This window comes from Streptomyces sp. NPDC002181, assembly GCF_042890485.1.
In the GTDB taxonomy this organism is placed as follows: domain Bacteria; phylum Actinomycetota; class Actinomycetes; order Streptomycetales; family Streptomycetaceae; genus Streptomyces.
On record NZ_JBIASC010000005.1, the window covers coordinates 247684 to 265389 of the forward strand.

15 protein-coding genes, 1 tRNA gene and 1 pseudogene are annotated in these 17706 nt (G+C 71.2%); 10 read left to right on the plus strand and 7 right to left on the minus strand.

Annotation, left to right across the window (positions count from 1 at the left end; translation table 11 throughout):
- Positions 1-65 precede the first annotated feature (65 nt).
- The 4 genes and pseudogenes from ACFYXV_RS16170 (at position 66) to ACFYXV_RS16185 (ending at position 2416) form a co-directional block, all read left to right on the plus strand.
- Entirely contained in the window at positions 66-242 is a 177-nt protein-coding gene (locus ACFYXV_RS16170) for a hypothetical protein (protein WP_385475448.1), read from the plus strand.
- Positions 239-877: an aminodeoxychorismate/anthranilate synthase component II gene (locus ACFYXV_RS16175; protein WP_383337050.1), complete on the plus strand. Its 639-nt coding sequence runs from the start codon at positions 239-241 to the stop codon at positions 875-877. The genes ACFYXV_RS16170 and ACFYXV_RS16175 overlap by 4 nt, the downstream gene beginning before the upstream one ends.
- 188 nt (positions 878-1065) lie before the next feature.
- Positions 1066-1674, plus strand: a pseudogene (locus ACFYXV_RS16180) (class E sortase); the annotation flags it as partial.
- A gap of 25 nt (positions 1675-1699) precedes the next feature.
- Positions 1700-2416: a class E sortase gene (locus tag ACFYXV_RS16185; RefSeq protein ID WP_389383181.1), complete on the plus strand. Its 717-nt coding sequence runs from the start codon at positions 1700-1702 to the stop codon at positions 2414-2416.
- Positions 2417-2567: 151 nt separating this feature from the next.
- On the opposite strand, the gene pknB is transcribed toward ACFYXV_RS16185, so the two are convergent.
- From pknB to ACFYXV_RS16215, 6 genes are all read right to left on the minus strand, one after another.
- Complete coding sequence (pknB, locus tag ACFYXV_RS16190) at positions 2568-4592, minus strand: Stk1 family PASTA domain-containing Ser/Thr kinase (protein ID WP_385475445.1); 2025 nt, start codon at positions 4590-4592, stop codon at positions 2568-2570.
- Between the two features lie 214 nt (positions 4593-4806).
- Positions 4807-6282, minus strand: a complete 1476-nt coding sequence (locus tag ACFYXV_RS16195; RefSeq protein ID WP_385475443.1) for a peptidoglycan D,D-transpeptidase FtsI family protein — start codon at positions 6280-6282, stop codon at positions 4807-4809.
- Positions 6279-7703, minus strand: a complete 1425-nt coding sequence (locus tag ACFYXV_RS16200; RefSeq protein ID WP_359170094.1) for an FtsW/RodA/SpoVE family cell cycle protein — start codon at positions 7701-7703, stop codon at positions 6279-6281. Before ACFYXV_RS16200 ends, ACFYXV_RS16195 begins: the two co-directional genes overlap by 4 nt.
- 34 nt (positions 7704-7737) lie before the next feature.
- Entirely contained in the window at positions 7738-9201 is a 1464-nt protein-coding gene (locus ACFYXV_RS16205) for a Stp1/IreP family PP2C-type Ser/Thr phosphatase (protein ID WP_385475441.1), read from the minus strand.
- 141 nt (positions 9202-9342) lie between these two features.
- Positions 9343-9849: an FHA domain-containing protein gene (locus ACFYXV_RS16210; protein WP_359170100.1), complete on the minus strand. Its 507-nt coding sequence runs from the start codon at positions 9847-9849 to the stop codon at positions 9343-9345.
- Positions 9850-9859: 10 nt separating this feature from the next.
- Positions 9860-10675, minus strand: a complete 816-nt coding sequence (locus ACFYXV_RS16215; RefSeq protein WP_048477937.1) for a DUF3662 and FHA domain-containing protein — start codon at positions 10673-10675, stop codon at positions 9860-9862.
- A 292-nt stretch (positions 10676-10967) separates the two neighbouring features.
- On the opposite strand from ACFYXV_RS16215, the gene ACFYXV_RS16220 reads away from it, so the two are divergent.
- From ACFYXV_RS16220 to ACFYXV_RS16245, 6 genes are all read left to right on the plus strand, one after another.
- Positions 10968-11050 (plus strand) — tRNA-Leu (locus tag ACFYXV_RS16220).
- 255 nt (positions 11051-11305) lie between these two features.
- Positions 11306-13003 (plus strand): sensor histidine kinase, encoded by a 1698-nt coding sequence (locus ACFYXV_RS16225; protein WP_385475439.1) that lies wholly within the window; start codon positions 11306-11308, stop codon positions 13001-13003.
- Between the two features lie 11 nt (positions 13004-13014).
- Complete coding sequence (locus ACFYXV_RS16230; protein WP_383337064.1) at positions 13015-13674, plus strand: response regulator; 660 nt, start codon at positions 13015-13017, stop codon at positions 13672-13674.
- An 89-nt stretch (positions 13675-13763) separates the two neighbouring features.
- Positions 13764-15212, plus strand: a complete 1449-nt coding sequence (locus ACFYXV_RS16235) for a DUF2252 domain-containing protein (RefSeq protein WP_389383182.1) — start codon at positions 13764-13766, stop codon at positions 15210-15212.
- A gap of 94 nt (positions 15213-15306) precedes the next feature.
- Positions 15307-16116 (plus strand): J domain-containing protein, encoded by an 810-nt coding sequence (locus tag ACFYXV_RS16240; RefSeq protein ID WP_385475436.1) that lies wholly within the window; start codon positions 15307-15309, stop codon positions 16114-16116.
- 35 nt (positions 16117-16151) lie between these two features.
- Positions 16152-16496 (plus strand): rhodanese-like domain-containing protein, encoded by a 345-nt coding sequence (locus ACFYXV_RS16245; protein ID WP_359170118.1) that lies wholly within the window; start codon positions 16152-16154, stop codon positions 16494-16496.
- 15 nt (positions 16497-16511) lie between these two features.
- On the opposite strand, the gene ACFYXV_RS16250 is transcribed toward ACFYXV_RS16245, so the two are convergent.
- On the minus strand, positions 16512-17654 hold the full coding sequence (locus tag ACFYXV_RS16250) for an acyl-CoA dehydrogenase family protein (RefSeq protein WP_389383183.1): 1143 nt from the start codon (positions 17652-17654) through the stop codon (positions 16512-16514).
- Positions 17655-17706: the final 52 nt, after the last annotated feature.

Consider the following 17706-nt stretch of genomic DNA (forward strand, 5'->3'; position numbering starts at 1 on the left):
TAGTCTGTTCGCGTACCGCCCCCGCGGTGCGGTGGTCGATCGTGGACGGATAGGAAACAGACGGCATGTACGGCTGGATCTGGCGGCATCTGCCGGGCAACGCGTGGATCCGCGCGCTGATCTCCCTCGTACTGGTCTTCGGAGTGGTCTTCGTGCTGTTCCAGTACGTCTTCCCGTGGGCCGAGCCGCTCCTCCCGTTCAACGACGTAACGGTGGACGAGGGATCGGGAGCCACTCCGTGAGCGCGCGCATTCTGGTTGTCGACAACTACGACAGCTTTGTCTTCAACCTGGTCCAGTACCTGTACCAGCTCGGCGCGGAGTGCGAGGTCCTGCGCAACGACGAGGTCGGGCTCGCCCACGCGCAGGACGGCTTCGACGGCGTGCTGCTGTCACCCGGACCGGGTACGCCGGAGCAGGCGGGCGTCTGCGTCGACATGGTCCGCCACTGCGCCGACACCGGCGTCCCGGTCTTCGGCGTGTGCCTCGGCATGCAGTCCATGGCCGTGGCGTACGGCGGCGTCGTGGACCGGGCCCCCGAGCTGCTGCACGGGAAGACCTCGCCGGTGGTGCACGAGGGGCTCGGCGTCTTCGCCGGTCTGCCCTCGCCCTTCACCGCGACCCGCTACCACTCGCTCGCGGCCGAGCCGGGGACCCTGCCGGACGTGCTGGAGGTCACCGCACGCACCGAGGACGGGATCATCATGGGGCTGCGGCACCGGGAGCACGACGTCGAGGGCGTGCAGTTCCACCCCGAGTCGGTGCTGACCGAGTGGGGCCACCGGATGCTCGCGAACTGGCTGGTGCGCTGCGGGGACGCGGGGGCCGTCGAGCGCTCGGTGGGGCTGGCCCCGGTGGTGGGCAAGGCCGTCGCGTGACCGCGGTCGCGCCGTCCGCGCCCACGGAGGGCCGGGCCGCGCGGCGCAGGGCAGCTCAGGAGGCCGCGAAGCGCACGCGCAGGCGCGGCGGGGGCCGTCGGCGCAGGCGGCCCGCGTCGGGCGGCCCGGTGGTCGCCCTGAGCCGGCTCGCCGGGGAGCTGTTCATCACCCTGGGCGTGGTGATGCTGCTGTTCGTCGCCTACCAGCTCTGGTACACGAACGTGCTGGCGGAGCGGACGGCGAACGGGGCGGCCGGCTCGCTGCGCCAGAACTGGGAGCGGGACGGGGGCGGGGCCGCCGCCCCGCCGGTCTCGGCGTTCGAGCCCGGGCAGGGCTTCGCGATCCTCCACATCCCGAAGCTGGACGTGAAGGTGCCGGTGGCGGAGGGGGTCAGCAAGCCGAAGGTGCTCGACAAGGGGATGGTCGGGCACTACGCGGACGGTGCGCTGAAGTCGGCGATGCCGGCCGACAAGCAGGGCAATTTCGCGCTGGCGGGCCACCGCAACACCCATGGCGAACCGTTCCGCTTCATCAACCGGCTGGTGCCGGGGGATCCGGTCGTGGTCGAGACCCGGGACGCCTACTACACGTACGAGATCACCTCGTCGCTGGCGCAGACCCCGCCGGCGAACGTGTCGGTGATCAAACCGGTGCCGGAGGGCTCGGGTTTCACCGCCCCGGGCCGGTACATCACGCTGACGACCTGCACTCCCGAGTTCACGAGCACCTACCGCATGATCGTATGGGGCAGGATGACCGACGAACGCCCCCGCAGCCAGGGTGCTCCGCCCGCCCTGGCCAGCCCGTAAGGACGAACAAGCAGTGTCACGTGCCGCGTCGCCGCCGCCGAGCCGTAGTGTGCTCGCCGGGTTCCTGAGCCTGCTGGGCGAGTTCCTGATCACCGTGGGCCTCGTCCTCGGCCTGTTCGTCGCGTACTCGCTGTGGTGGACGAACGTGCTCGCGGACCGGCAGGCATCGGCGCACGGCGACGAGATCCGCCGGCAGTGGCAGACCGCCCCGGGGGCGAACGGGGCCGCGGTGCCGGGGGCGCTGGACACCATGGACGGCATCGGCTTCCTGCACGTGCCGGCGATGAAGAACGGCGAGGTCCTGGTCAAGAAGGGCACGGCGCCGGACGTACTCGACGACGGCGTGGCCGGGTACTACACGGACCCGGTGAAGGCGGCCCTGCCGTGGGAGGCGTCGGGCAACTTCGCCCTGGCGGCGCACCGCGACGGGCACGGCGCGAAGTTCCACGCCATCGACAAGGTGAAGAACGGCGACGCCGTCGTCTTCGAGACCCGGGACACCTGGTACGTGTACAAGGTCTTCGCGGAGCTGCGCCAGACCTCGAAGTACAACGTGGACGTGATCTCGGCGGTCCCGAAGGAATCGGGGCGCACGGCGCCGGGCCGTTTCATCACGCTGACGACCTGCACGCCGGTCTACACGTCGAAGTTCCGCTACGTCGTGTGGGGCGAGCTGGTGCGTACGGAGAAGGTCGACGCGCAGCGCACCCTCCCGGCGGAGCTGCGCTGACACGGCCGGTACGGCCGGCAGGGCTGACACGGCCGGTACCGAAAAGCCCCCGTGAGCGGCTCTGAGGCCGCCCACGGGGGCTTTTCCGTGTCCTGGTGGGGAGAAGGGCCGCCGGCTAGCGCCGGCCGCCCCCACCGGGAAGGGCCGCCGGCTAGCGCCGGCCGCCCCCACCGGTCAGGCCGCCGAACAGCGTCCCGCCGTCGTTGCCGCCGTTCTGCTGGCCGGCCATCGTCTGCACGTTGATGACCCGGCCCCCTTCGACGGGGGTGCCCACCGGGGGATCGGTGGCCATGATGATCGCCTTGTCGTCCGTCGGGCCGGCGATGACCTGGAGGCTCAGGCCCCGGCCCGCGAGCTCGTTCTTGGCCTGGGCGACCGTCTTGCCCAGCAGCTGCGGTACCTGGGTCTGCTGCGCGGCCTTGGCGATCTGGACGTTGACCGTGGTGCCCACGGCGAGCTGCTCGCCCGGCTGGTACTGCTGCTGGACGATCGTCTTCGGCGCGGCTCCCGGGGAGTCGACCTCCGTCTGGCTGCCCAGCTTGAGCTTGGCGTCGTTCAGCGCCTTGATCGCCGCTTCCCGGGTCTTGCCGAGGAGGTCCGGCATCTCGGCCTTCGACTGCTCCTTGGCGACGGTCAGCGTGACGGTCGAGCCCTTCGGGGCCTGGCCGCTCTTCGGGTCCTGGTCGAGGACGGTGCCGGCGGGCCGCTCGGACTCCTGGGTCTTCTTCTCGACGGCGAAGCCCTTGTCCTTGAGCGCCTTCTCCGCGTCCTCGAACTTCAGGTTGACGACGTTGGGCACCGGCAGGCTCGGGGCGCCCGAGGAGACCTTGACGTTGACCGTGGAGCCCTTGTCGGCCTTGGTGTCCGGTGCCGGATTCTGCGAGCAGATGTTGCCCTTGGGCTGGTTGTCGCAGGCCTCGTCGGCTTCCTTCACGACCTTGAGGCCGACGTTGTCGCCGGCCTTCTGGGCCGCTTCGAGGGTCTCGCCGATGAACTTGGGCACGGTGGGCCGGTTGTCGGCGCCGCCGCCGAAGACGGAGCGCCCGATCAGGATCGCGCCGACCAGGACGAGGATGCCGGCCGTGACCAGCAGGATCGTCGAGGCCTTGCTCTTCTTCTGCTGGCGGCGGCCGTGGCCGTTCTGGTCGTAGCCGCCCTGGCCCTGGCCCGGGTACCCGCCGTCGCCCGGGGGCATCGGCGGGAGCATCGAGGTCTGGCCGGCGTCGGCCGTGCGCAGGGCGGTGGTGGGCTGGTCGTAGCCCTGGTGTCCGTACCCGTGGCCCTGGTCGGGGTAGCCGTATCCGGGCACCCCCATGGCCGCCGCGGCCGCGACGGGCTGGCCGTCGAGGCAGGCCTCGATGTCGGCGCGCATCTCGTCGGCGGACTGGTAGCGGTAGTCGGGGTCCTTGACCAGAGCCTTCAGCACGATCGCGTCCATCTCGGGCGTGATCTCGGGGTCGAAGTTCGACGGGGGCTGCGGTTCTTCCCGTACGTGCTGGTACGCCACCGCGACCGGGGAGTCGCCGATGAACGGCGGCCGGACGCTGAGGAGTTCGTACAGCAGGCAGCCCGCGGAGTAGAGGTCGGAGCGCGCGTCGACCTGCTCACCCTTGGCCTGCTCCGGGGAGAGGTACTGGGCGGTGCCGATGACGGCCGCGGTCTGCGTCATGGTCATGCCGGAGTCGCCCATGGCGCGGGCGATGCCGAAGTCCATGACCTTGACCTGGCCGGTGCGGGTGAGCATGACGTTGGCGGGCTTGATGTCACGGTGCACGATGCCGGCGCGGTGCGAGTATTCGAGCGCCTGGAGGATGCCGATGGTCATTTCCAGGGTGCGCTCGGGCAGCAGCTTGCGCCCGGAGTGCAGGAGCTCACGCAGGGTGGAGCCGTCGACGTACTCCATCACGATGTACGGGATGGAGATGTTGTCGACGTAGTCCTCGCCGGTGTCGTAGACCGCGACGATCGCCGGGTGGTTGAGCGACGCGGCCGACTGGGCCTCGCGCCGGAACCGGGCCTGGAAGGACGGGTCGCGGGCGAGGTCGGCGCGCAGGGTCTTGACGGCGACGGTACGGCCGAGCCGGGTGTCGTGGGCGAGGTAGACCTCGGCCATGCCACCGCGGCCGAGCACGTGGCTCAGCTCGTACCGGCCGCCGAGGCGACGCGGCTCTTCCATAACGTTGCAGCCCTCTCCGTCAGTCCCGACCGCACCCGTGTGTGGTCCGGCGGTGTGCTGTTCGCGCAAAGGCTACCGGCCGATCGTCGGTGATCGGTTCGTGACCACAGGCTGATACCGGACCGGTACCGTACGCTCGGATCCGGGCGGGAACAGTGATGTGGATCACTCCGGATCGGCTCTCGCGTCCCTGTGGGTCCCTTGCGTCCGCCCGTCAGCCCTTGTTCTGGTTCTTGAGCACGGCTTCCATGACGGCCTTCGCGACGGGGGCCGCGAGACCGCCGCCGGTGATGTCCTCGCGGTCGGCCTCGCTGTCCTCGATGACGACGGCGACGGCGACCGGGGAGCCGTTGTCGGTCTTGGCGTACGAGATGAACCAGGCGTAGGGGCGCTTGGCGTTCTTCTCGCCGTGCTGGGCGGTGCCGGTCTTGCCGCCGACGGTGACGCCCTTGATCTTGGCCTTGCCGCCGGTGCCGTTCTCGTTCTCGACGACGTTCTGCATCATCTGCTGGAGCTTCTGCGCGTTGGCCGGGGAGAGCGGGCGGCTCATCTCCTGCGGCTCGTGCTTCTCGATGACGTCGAGGTTGGGGGCGGTGAGCTGGTCGACCATGTACGGCTTCATCAGCTTGCCGTCGTTGGCGACGGCCGCGGCGACCATCGCCATCTGGAGCGGGGTGGCGGCGGTGTTGAACTGGCCGATCGCGGAGAGCGAGTTGCCGGGCCGGTCCATGTTCTTGTCGTAGATGCTGGCGAACGCCCGGACCGGGGTGTCGATCTTGTCGTTGTTGAAGCCGAACTTCTGCGCGGTCTCCAGCATCTTGTCCTTGGTCACCTTGTCGGCGACGTTGGCGAAGACGGAGTTGCAGGACACCTGCAGCGCGAAGTTGAGGCTCGCCTTCTCGCAGCCCTTGGCGTGGTTGACCATCGGGGTCTTGGTCGTCGGCAGGAAGAACGGCTCGGGGGTGTCCGTCGCCGCGTTGATGTCGGTGACGACGCCGTGCTCCAGCGCGGCCGCGGCGGTGACCACCTTGAACGTGGAACCGGGCGGGTACGTCTCGCGCAGGGCGCGGTTGACGAGCTTCTTCTCCGGGCTGTCCTTCAGCTCGACCCAGTTCTTCTCGTCGGTCTTGGAGTTGCCGGCGAAGACGGACGGATCGTACGAGGGGGTGCTGACCAGGGCGAGGATGGCCCCGGTGCGCGGGTCGATCGCCGCCGCGGCGCCGGTCTTGCCGCCGAGGGTGTCGTACGCGGCCTTCTGGGCCTCGGGCATCAGCGTGGTGACGACGTTGCCGCCGGCCTTCTTCTCGCCGGTGAACATGCCGATGGTGCGGTCGAAGAACAGCCGGTCGTCGTTGCCGGTGAGGATCTTGTCCTCAAGGGATTCGAGCTGGGTGGAGCCGAAGGCCTGGGAGGCGTAACCGGTCACCGGCGCCCACAGAGCGCCGTCGTTGTAGATCCGCTTGTACTTGTAGTCGCTGCCGTCGGTGGCCGCGGAGCCCGTGATCGCCTGCCCGCCCGCGACGATGATGTTGCCGCGCTGGGTGGCGTACTGGGCGATCTGGACCCGGCGGTTCTCCTTGCGGGTGCTGAGCTCCTCGGCCTGGACGTACTGCAGCCAGTTGGTCCGGATCAGCAGCGCGAGGACGAGCAGCCCGCAGAAGAGCGAGATGCGACGCAGGGGCTTGTTCATGACGGGCGGACCACCTGGGTCATCTCGGAGTCGGGGGACGGAGCCGGGGCCGGGGCGGGGCGGCGTGCGGTGTCGCTGATCCGGATGAGGATCCCGATGAGGGCCCAGTTGGCGAGGACGGACGAACCGCCGGAAGCCAGGAAGGGCATGGTCATGCCGGTCAGGGGGATGAGGCCCATGACTCCGCCGGCGACCACGAAGATCTGCAGGGCGAAGGCACCGGAGAGACCGATGGCGAAGAGCTTGCCGAAGGGGTCGCGGGCGGCGAGGGCGGTGCGCACGCCGCGCTCGATGATCAGGCCGTAGAGCAGGAGGAAGGCCATGACGCCCGCGAGGCCGAGCTCCTCGCCGACCGTGGAGAAGATGAAGTCCGAGTTGGCGGCGAAGCCGATGAGGTCGGAGTTGCCCTGGCCCCAGCCGGTGCCGAGGACCCCGCCGGAGCCGAAGCTCATGATCGACTGGCCGACCTGCTCGCAGGCGCCCGACTTGGTGTAGCAGGCGAAGGGGTCGAGCCAGGCGGTGACACGGGCCTTGACGTGGCTGGCGGTCGCGCCGACGACGGCCGCGCCGGCCACGCTCATGACCAGGCCGATCACGATCCAGCTGGTGCGCTCGGTGGCCACGTACAGCATGATCACGAACATGCCGAAGAAGAGCAGCGAGGTGCCGAGGTCGTTCTCGAAGACGAGGACGAGCAGGCTCATCGCCCAGATCATCAAGATCGGGCCGAGGTCGCGGCCGCGCGGCAGGTAGAGGCCCATGAAGCGGCGGCTGGCCAGCGCGAGGGCGTCGCGCTTCACCATCAGGTAGCCGGCGAAGAAGATCGCGATGACGATCTTCGCGAACTCGCCGGGCTGGATGGAGAAGCCGGCGACGCTGATCCAGATCTTCGCGCCGAAGACGTCGGCGCCGAGGCCCGGGATGACGGGCAGGATCAGCAGGACCAGGGAGGCGGCCATGGAGATGTACGTGAAGCGCTGGAGCGTGCGGTGGTCCTTGAGGAGCAGCAGCACGGCGGCGAACAGCGCGATGGCGAGCGCCGTGTACATCATCTGCCGGGGGGCCGACTCGGAGAAGTGGCCGAACTGGCGCTTGGCCAGGTTCTGCAGCCGCTCCGACTGGTCGAGCCGCCAGATCAGCACGCAGCCGAGCCCGTTGAGCAGCGTGCCGATCGGCAGCAGCAGGGGGTCGGCGTACTTCGCGTAGCGGCGCACCACGAAGTGGGCGATGCCGGCGAGGACGGCCAGGCCGCCGCCGTACGCGACCATGCCCGGCGGCAGCTTGCCGTGGATCGACAGGCCCACGTTGGCGTAGGCGAAGATCGGGATGACCACGGCGAACACGAGCAGCAGGAGCTCGGTGTTCCGCCGGCTCGGCAGCTCGATGGCGCCGATGGTGGTCGTGTTGGTGACTACGCTCATGGTGTGGCAGGCCCCCTGTGCCCGCGGGTGTGTACTACTGCTTGCCGCAGAGGCCGACCAGTGACTGCTCCGTGGGAGTCAGGCTGGGACCGGATGCTGGTGGGTTCTGCGCTTCCGCGGTGCGGCGCTCCTCGTCCTTCTTGCAGGCGGCGACCTGAACGCCGAGTTCGTCGATCTTCCGACGGGCGCCGTCGAGGCTGGTCTCGGTGATGGTGGCCTCGACCAGCTTCCGCTTGAAGGGCGGCAGGTACTTCAGTTCGATGTCGGTGCGGTCGGTCTCCACCTTGGAGAGCTCCAGCGGCCCGAGGTTCTGGCTGATGCCGCGGAACAGCGCCACGTGCTCGCCCTTGACGCCGATGTAGAACTGCGTCTGGGTCCAGCGGTGGGCGGCGTAGAGCCCGCCTCCGATGGCGCCGGCGACGATCAGCAGGATCAGGGTGCGGGTGGTCCACTTGCGCCCTTTGCCGCGGCGCCGGCGGGGGTGGTCGTACGTGTCCTCGTAGCGCGAGTCGTCTTCGTACGGGTCGGGTTCGCCGAAGCTGCCGTACGTGCCGCCGCCGCCCTGGCTCTGGTCGGGGTACCCGTAGCCGGGGGCCTCGCCGCTGCCGGGGGGCCCGAAGGCGCCCGGCGGCGGGGGGGCCTGGCGGCCCAGGCCGGAGGCGCGGCCCGCCGGGGTCTGCATGGCGCCCGCGTCGAAGAGCTGGTGCTGGTTCTCGGCGACCGCGCCGACGACGACCGGGGTGTCGTTCAGCTGGGCGGCGAGGGTGTCGCCGCTGTCGGTGTCGAGGACGTCCGCGACGATGCAGGTGATGTTGTCCGGTCCGCCGCCGCGCAGGGCGAGCTGGATCAGGGCCTGCACGGTCTCGTGGGGGCCGTGGTAGTCGGCGAGGGTCTCTTCCAGGGTCTGGTGCGAGACGACGCCGGACAGTCCGTCGGAGCAGATCAGGTAGCGGTCGCCGGTGCGGACCTCGCGGATCGAGAGGTCGGGCTCGACGGTGTCACCGCTGCCGAGCGCCCGCATGAGCAGGGAGCGCTGCGGGTGGGTGGTGGCTTCCTCTTCGGTGATGCGGCCCTCGTCGACGAGGCGCTGGACCCAGGTGTGGTCCTGGGTGATCTGCGTGAGGACGCCGTCGCGGAGCAGGTAGGCGCGGGAGTCGCCGACGTGGACGAGGCCGAGGCGCTGGCCCGTCCACAGCAGCGCGGTCAGGGTGGTGCCCATGCCTTCGAGCTGGGCGTCCTCCTCGACCATGACGCGCAGCTGGTCGTTCGCGCGCTGCACGGCGGTGGCGAGCGACGTGAGGATGTCGGAGCCCGGGACGTCGTCGTCGAGCTGCACGAGGGAGGAGATCACCTCGGAGCTGGCGACCTCGCCGGCGGCCTGGCCGCCCATGCCGTCGGCGACGGCGAGGAGACGGGGACCGGCATAGCCGGAGTCCTCGTTGCCCTCGCGGATCATGCCCTTGTGGGATCCGGCGGCGAACCGCAGGGACAGACTCATGCGCACCTGCCCAGTCGATTCCTCCGGGTACAACCGGTCTCGAGCCACACTGCCCACCCTCCGGTCGGGAGCGCGCTCGGGTCCGTGTCCTGGGTGGTCCGGACTGCCGCGGCTCGCTCGCTCCGCTCGCTCATTCTCGTACTACTTCCGCAGCTCGATGACGGTCTTGCCGATGCGGATCGGGGCGCCCGGCGGAATGGGCGTCGGGGTGGTCAGCCGGGTCCGGTCGAGATACGTGCCGTTGGTGGACCCGAGATCCTCGACGATCCACTGGCCGTCACGGTCGGGGTAGATCCTGGCATGGCGGCTGGACGCGTAGTCGTCGTCCAGCACGATCGTTGAGTCGTGTGCCCGGCCGAGCGTGATCGTCTGCCCCGCGAGGGCGACCGTGGTGCCCGTAAGGGTTCCCTCGGAGACGACGAGCTTGGTCGGTGCTCCGCGGCGCTGGCGCTGCTGCGGCGGCGCCGCGGCCTGGCGGCCGCCCTGCGCCGGTGCTCCGGACGCGTTCCCGCCGCCGCGGCGCGAGCCGCGCTGGGTGACGCGCGTACCGAAGAGGTCGCTGCGGATGACCTGGACGGCCACGATGACGAACAGCCACAGAACGGCCAGGAAACCCAACCGCATGACCGTCAGGGTCAGCTCTGACATTGCCCCCGCTTCACCCTTCGGCTTGCCGGTAAATGATGGTGGTGCTGCCCACGACGATCCGCGAGCCGTCGCGGAGCGTAGCGCGGGTGGTGTGCTGCCCGTCCACCACGATGCCGTTGGTGGACCCGAGATCCTGGATCGTCGAGGGCGTTCCGGTCCGGATCTCACAGTGCCGGCGCGAGACGCCGGGGTCGTCGATCCGCACGTCGGCTTCGGTGCTTCGGCCGAGTACGAGCGTGGGACGCGAGATCTGGTGGCGGGTGCCGTTGATCTCGATCCAGTGGCGCCGGGTGGCGCCTCCGGTGGGTACGGGGGCCGGTCCCGCGGCGCCCGGCCGGCGAGCGGGTGCGCCCGGGGGCGGTCCGGCCGGCATCGGCGGTGCGGAGACCGGCGGGTAGCCGTAGCCGCCCTGCTGGTTCTGGGGGGCGGCCTGCGGCGGCGCCTGGGAGGTGCTGGAGGCGAGCGTGCGGCTGCGGACCCGGTAGAGCCCGGTGTCCAGGTCGTCGGCCTTCTCCAGGTGGACCTTGATCGGTCCCATGAAGCTGTAGCGCTGCTGCTTGGCGTAGTCGCGGACGAGGCCCGCGAGCTCGTCGCCGAGCTGCCCGGAGTAGGGGCTCAGACGTTCGTAGTCGCCGGTGCTGAGCTCGACGATGAAGTCGTTCGGGACGACCGTCCGCTCCCGGTTCCAGATCGTCGCGTTGTTGTCGCACTCGCGCTGGAGGGCGCCGGCGATCTCGACGGGCTGGACCTCGGACTTGAACACCTTGGCGAAGGTGCCGTTCACCAGACCTTCGAGTCGCTGCTCGAACCGCTTCAGGACTCCCATGGGGCACCTCCTCCGTCGTTGTCGCCCTGTACTGCTTACTGATCGTATCCACGCGTGGCGGATTCGGGTGGTTCCCCCTGGGTCCCATGCGCATGAGTGTTGGTACTCACAAGGGATCGTAGGGGCGCTCAGGGGACAGTGTCCCGCACCGGGAGCGCGGTGCGGGAGGGGCAATCCGGGCCGGGCCCGGGGGGCCGGGGAAAGCGATGTGAATCCACCCCCTCCGACGTGCTAATGTTTCGACGTCGCCAGGGGAACGGCCCGAAAGGGAAGATCCACTGGGGTGCTGCTCGGGCGAGTGGCGGAACGGCAGACGCGCTGGCTTCAGGTGCCAGTGTCCTTCGGGACGTGGGGGTTCAAATCCCCCCTCGCCCACATCGACGAAACGGTCGTCATCGCGAAAGCGGTGGCGGCCGTTTCGTGTTTCCCGGGGTTCTTCCCGTCAGTTCCCGTCGGTACGGCGGGTGTACGTCCGTACGCCTCGGAGCGAGGGGCACGTTCACACACATTCGTGACGCGGATTACAGCCCTCGTGGACCGGACCCCGGGCGCGAGAGGTCCGACTTTCGTTGTCCGGGGCGCGACGAAAGAGGGCGGCCCCGCGGGGCGGTGGTGTCTAGGGTCGGGCCCGTGGATGCGACGGCGAGGGTGCGGGCGGGCTGGGACTGGCTGAAGGGGCCCGAGCCGTGGACGCGGCGGATGCTGGCGGGCGACCTGGTGCTCGCCGGGGTGCTCGCGGTGCTCGGGCTGGGTGTCGAGGAGCTCGACAACGGCAGCGTGCAGCGGATGGTGGCCAGCGCCGCCGCCGTGGTGCTGCTCACGCTGGCGCGGCGCCGGCTCCCGGCCACGACCCTGATCGTGGCTTCGGCGGTCTCCCCGTTCCTGCCGGGCTCGTTGCTGGTCACCGTCCTGCTGGGCTGGTCGGCGGGGCGGCGGATCGTCGGGGTGGGCCGGGCGCTGGCCGCGTTCACCGTGGCCTTCCTCGCCGCGGTCGTCTTCAGCGTGCTGCAAGCGTGGTCCGAACAGCGGCCCGTGCTGGTGATCGTGTTCTCCACGCTGATGTTCCTCGCGATGACGGTGATGCCGGGCCTGGCCAGCCGCTACTGGTCGCAGCGCCGGACCCTGCTCCAGGCCCTCCAGGAGCGCAACGGGCAGCTGATGCGGGAGCGCGTGATGGTCGCCGGGCAGGCCCGGCTGCGCGAGCGGCAGCGGATCGCCCAGGACATGCACGACAGCCTGGGCCACCAGCTGGCGCTGATCGCCGTGCACACCGGCGCACTGGAGGTGGACCCGCAGCTGACCGAGCGCCAGCGCGAGGCGGTGGGCGTGCTGCGGCAGGCCTCCGTCGCGGCGATGCACGAACTGCGCGAGGTCGTCGGGATCCTGCGGGACGGAGTCGAGGCACCGGCCCCGGCCGAGGAGGCACAGCCGGCGGCGCGCGGGGTCGCCGGGATCGCGGGGATCGTGGAGGCGGCGCGGAGCGCGGGGACCGACGTGCGGATGGCCGTGTCGGGGCGGCCGAGGCCGCTGGTCGCGGCCTGTGACCACGCGGCGTACCGGATCGTGCAGGAGGCGCTGACGAACGCCTACAAGCACGCCTCGGGGGCGCCGATCTCGGTGGAACTTCGGTACGAGGACGACTCGCTGGTGGTGGAGATCGCCAACGGGCCGGCGGCCGGGCCGGGTGTCGGGGCGGCGGTCTCGGGCGGCCAGGGGCTCACCGGACTGCGGGAACGGGCCCGGCTGGTCGGCGGGATGGTGCACGCGGGCGGGACCGAGGACGGAGGGTTCCGGGTGGCCGGCGTGCTCCCGTACGGGGCCGAGCCGGCCGGGGTGGAGGACATCGCCGACGACTTCGGGCAGCAGGCCCAGGCCCTGGCCCAGGCGCAGGCCCGGGGGTTCGCGGTGGCGCCGCCGGCGATGGACTGGGCGGCGGTGGACAAGGAGCTGGCCGTAGGGGGCCGCAGCCGGGTCGGGGGCGTCGCGATGGGCTGCGGCATCGCCTTCGCGGCGGTGGTGCTGCTGGTGATCGTCATCGGGGCAGGGGTGGCGCTGCTCGTGGGCTCGGCGGGCAGCGCGATGATCAGCCAGGCCGACTACGACAAGGTCCGGGTGGGCGAGTCGGAGGAGGCGGTCCGCAAGGGGCTGCCCGACGGCGACAGCTTCATGACCGAGGGGCTCGACCGCAAGGGGCCGGAGCGGCCCGCGGGTTCGGACTGCCTGGCGCTGCTGTCGTCGGACGATTCCGGGCTGGCCACCAATACTGTTTTCCGGTTCTGCTTCAAGGACGGCAAGCTCGTCGACAAGCAGGCGTACGAGTCCGAGTAGTAGGAGCACGGGTGACAGCCAAGGTGATCCGCGTGGTGATCGCTGACGACGAGCCGCTGATCCGGGCGGGGATCAGGATGATCCTGACCTCGGCACCGGACATCGAGGTCGTCGCCGAGGCGGCGAACGGCCGCGAGGCCGTGGAACTGGCCCGCGCGCACACGCCGGACGTGATGCTGCTCGACATCCAGATGCCGGTGATGGACGGGCTCGCCGCACTCGGCGAGCTGGGGCGGGCGGCGCCGGAGGTCCGGGCGCTGATCCTGACCACCTTCGGGGAGAAGGAGAACGTGCTGCGCGCGCTGGGCTCGGGCGGTGCGGGGTTCCTGCTGAAGGACTCGGCGCCGGGCGAGCTGATCGGCGCGGTCCGGGCGGCCGCCGCCGGGGACGCGTACCTCTCGCCGGGGGCGACCCGGCACGTGGTCGACCAACTGGCCACGGGGCAGGGCGCGGCGCGCGGCGAGCGGGCGCGGCGGCGGGTGGCCGAGCTGAGCGAGCGGGAGCGCGGGGTGCTGGCGCTGCTGGGCGAGGGCTTGTCCAACGCGGACGCGGGCCGGCGGCTGCACATGAGCGAGGCGACGGTGAAGACGTACGTGAGCCGGATCCTCTCCAAGCTGGGCTGCGAGAACCGTGTTCAGGCCGCCCTGCTGGCCAGGGACGCCGGGCTGTAGGTACGGTCGGGCCGAATCCATGTGGTGAGCCGGGCGATTGGTGTCGTCCGGCCGGAACAGTACGACGGGTACGGGCGGGGGCGGCACGGATGGCGGCGGTACCGGAGCAGCGAGTGGCGGGGCCGGACGGGGCGGCGGGGTGGACGGTCGGCGACGGGCGGATACCGGCTGTCGGCGGGTTCGCGGCGCGGGCGGTGGCGGGCTCGCCCAAGGAGGCGGGCAAGGCCCTGCGGCTGCGGGTGCCGCGTTCGGCGCACGCGCACTTCGAGGCCCCGGCCGGACGGCCGGACGCGGTGCGGGCCGTGGAGGACTCCAACGTGGGGCGGGTCCCCGAGCTGGCACCGATCCGGGTCGGCCGGATGGCCGCGAACCCCTTCGCGTTCCTGCGCGGAGCGGCCGGGCTGATGGCGCACGACCTCTCCGGCGGTCCCGTGACCGGCGTCGGCGCACAGATCTGCGGTGACGCCCACGCGGCGAACTTCGGTCTGTACGGGGACGCCCGCGGCCGGCTCGTCATCGACCTGAACGACTTCGACGAGACCGTGTTCGGCCCGTGGGAGTGGGACCTGAAGCGGCTCGCCACCTCGCTGGTCCTGGCCGGGCGGGTGGCCGGAGCGGACGAGGACACCTGCCGGGCCGCGGCGCACGACACGGTGGGCGCGTACCGGCGGACGATGCGGCTGCTGGCCAAGCTGCCGGCGCTGGACGCCTGGAACGCCATCGCGGACGAGGAGCTCGTCTCGCACACCGACGCCCGGGATCTGCTGGGCACCCTGGAGCGGGTCTCGGAGAAGGCCCGCAACAACACCTCGGCGCGGTTCGCCGCCAAGTCCACCGAGGCCGGCGCCGACGGGTCGCGCCGCTTCGTGGACGCACTGCCGGTGCTGCGCCGGGTCGGCGACGGGGAGGCGGCGGCCGTGGCGGCAGCGCTGGGCCCGTACCTGGAGACCCTCCAGGGGGACCGGCTGCCGCTGCTGGCCCGCTATGCCATCCACGACGTGGCCTTCCGGGTGGTGGGCACCGGGAGCGTCGGCACCCGCTCGTACGTGGTGCTGCTGCTGGACCACCGGGGTGAGCCGCTGGTGCTCCAGGTGAAGGAGGCGCGGCCGTCCGTGCTGCTGCCCTACCTGCCCGCGCTGGGCTTCGAGAGCGCGACCGAGGAGCACGAGGGCCGGCGTGTGGTGGCCGGACAGAAGCGCATGCAGGTGGTCTCGGACATCCTGCTGGGCTGGACCACGGTGGAGGGGCGGCCCTACCAGGTGAGGCAGTTCCGCAACCGCAAGGGCAGCGTGGACCCGGCGGCGCTGGCCCCCGACCAGATCGACGACTACGGGCGGATGACCGGCGCCCTGCTGGCCCGGGCACACGCGCACAGCGCCGATCCGCGGCTGCTGGCCGGGTACTGCGGCAAGAACGACGAGCTGGACGAGGCGATGGCCACGTTCGCGGTGGCGTACGCCGACCGGAGCGAGGCCGACCACGCCGATCTCGTGGCAGCGGTGAAGTGCGGGCGGATCGAGGCGGAGGCCGGGGTCTGAGCGGGCCACGGTCGGGCTCCGTGTTTCACGTGAAACTCGGGTTCATGTTTCACGTGAAACATGGACCCGACGCGGACGGCCTTAGGCTGGCCGGGTGAGCGAGCAGCAGACTGAAGAGACGGGCGACGAGCGACCCGAGGCGCGCCTGGAGCGGGCCGTGCGGGCCGCCGAGCAGGCGCTGATCGAGTTCGAGATCGCGGTGGAGACCTTCCGGGTGGAGGTGGAGAACTTCTCCCGGCTGCACCACCAGAAACTCGGCCCGATGTACTCGCGGCTCGATGAGCTGGATGCGCTGATCGCCGAGGCGAAGGCGGCGCGCAGCGGGGACGCCGAGGATGCGCGGCGGGCCCGGGACGCCCGCTCGCTGGTGATGCCGATGCCCGGGGTGGACGAGCTGTTCCACGACTGGATGGATTCGGAGGGCATCTCCGACGACGCGTCCGCGATGCTCACCGACCGTCCGGTGCGGCCCCCGCAGCGGGTGCGGCCCACGGAGGAGGTACGCCGCCTCTACCGCGAGCTGGTCCGCCAGGCGCACCCTGACCTCGCCCGGGACGAGGCCGAGCGCGAGCGCCGCGACGCGTTCATCGCGCGGGTCAACGCCGCGTACGGGCGGGGCGAGGAGCGGCTGCTGCGCGAGCTGGCCGAGGAGTGGGCCGCGGGTCCCGTGCCCGAGGAGGTACGGCGGCTGAACGAGAGCGAGGAGCTCTACGCCCGGCTGGAGTGGCTGGCGCAGCGCAAGGAGCTGCTGTCGGTGGTGGCGCGGGAGCTGGAGGACAGCGCGATCGGATCGATGCTGCGGATGGCCCCGGAGGACCCGGACCGGCTGCTGGAGCAGATCGCGGAGCAGCTGCTCGCCGATGTCGCGAAGCGTGAGGCGGAGCTTGCCGCGCTCGTTGGATAGGTTGGGAACAGACCTGCGATGAGAGAAGGCGACGTATGAACTTCGGACCGCTTCCCTCGGTGGACGCCGCCGCGGTGCCCTCCGAAGGCTTTGTCCTCGATGTCCGTGAGGACGACGAATGGACTGCCGGACACGTGGAAGGCGCCCTGCACATTCCGATGAGCGACTTCGTGGCCCGCTTCGGTGAGCTGACGGAGGCCGTCGAGGACGGCCGCCGCGTGCACGTGATGTGCCGGGTCGGCGGTCGCTCCGCGCAGGTCACCCAGTACCTGGTGCGCCAGGGCATCGATGCCGTGAACATCGACGGCGGCATGCAGGCCTGGGACGGTGCCGGGCGCCCGATGGTGACCGACAGCGGGAACCCGGCCTTCGTGCTCTAGCGGGCGTCCCGTACGTCAGGCGAGGGCGTGGGCGGCCAGCAGGTCGCCCAGCGCCTCCTCGTGGGCCGCGGCCGGGCCCAGCTGGAGCTCCAGCTGCTTGGCCCACGCGTGGTAGCGGTGCAGCGGGTAGTCGGTGTCGGCACCGAAGCCGCCGTGCAGGTGCTGCGCGGTCTGCACGACCCGGCGCACCCCCTCCGAGGCCCAGATCTTGGCGACGGCCACGTCTCCGGCGCTCGGCAGCGGGCCGCCGGCTCCCCCGGTCGCCGCGTCGAGCCGCCAGGCGGCCTGCCAGAGGGTGACCTCCATGGCGCGCAGGTCGATGTAGCGGTCGGCGGCCTGGACGGCGACGGCCTGGAAGGTGGCCACCGGGAAGCCGAACTGCTCGCGCTTGCCGGTGTACTGGCTGGTCATGGTGAGGACGTTCTCGCCGAGGCCGAGGGCCAGGGCGCAGGTCCCGGTGGCGAGGAGCTGGTGCAGCCGTTCCCAGGCGCCCGGGGTCTCGATGAGATGGCTCGCGGGCACCCGTACGCCGTCCAGGGCGAGTTCGGCGAGCCGTTCCCCGCTGGTGGAGACCTGGTCGGCCAGGGTGAGGCCCTCGGCGGTGCGCGGTACGAGCGCCAGGACGGCCTCCCCCTCGCCGGTGTGGGCCGGTACGGCGATCCAGTCGGCGCCGTGCGCCCACGGGACGGCCGTCTGTACCCCTTCGAGGGTCCACCCCGTGCCCTCGCGCCGGGCGGTGACGGCGAGTTCCGCGGGGTCGTGCCCGCTGCGGCCGTGGGCGGCGGCGGTGAGGACGAGCGTCCCGCGCCCGGCGCCGGGCAGCAGGGCGGCGGCCAGTTCGGGGCTGCCGTGGGCCTGGACGGCCATGGCGGTGGCGCAGTGTTCCAGCAGCGGCACCCGGGCCAGCACCTTGGCCGCCTCGCGCAGCACCAGGCACAGGGCGATCGCGTCGAGGCCCGCGCCCCCGTGCTCCTCGGCGAGGACCAGGCTCAGCAGGTCGGACGCGGCCAGCTTGGCCCACAGCGGCCGGTCGAAGTCCTCGGCGACGGCCCCCTGGGTCAGCGCGGGGCTGGGCACGCCGTCGGGGGCGACGTCCGCGAAGACGGCCTTCGCCGCCTCGACGGCGGCCTGCTGCTCCTCGGTGAAGGTGAAGTCCACTGCCTGTCCTCCCGCGCGCACCGGATCCCGGTCAGGCCCGGTCCGAACCTGA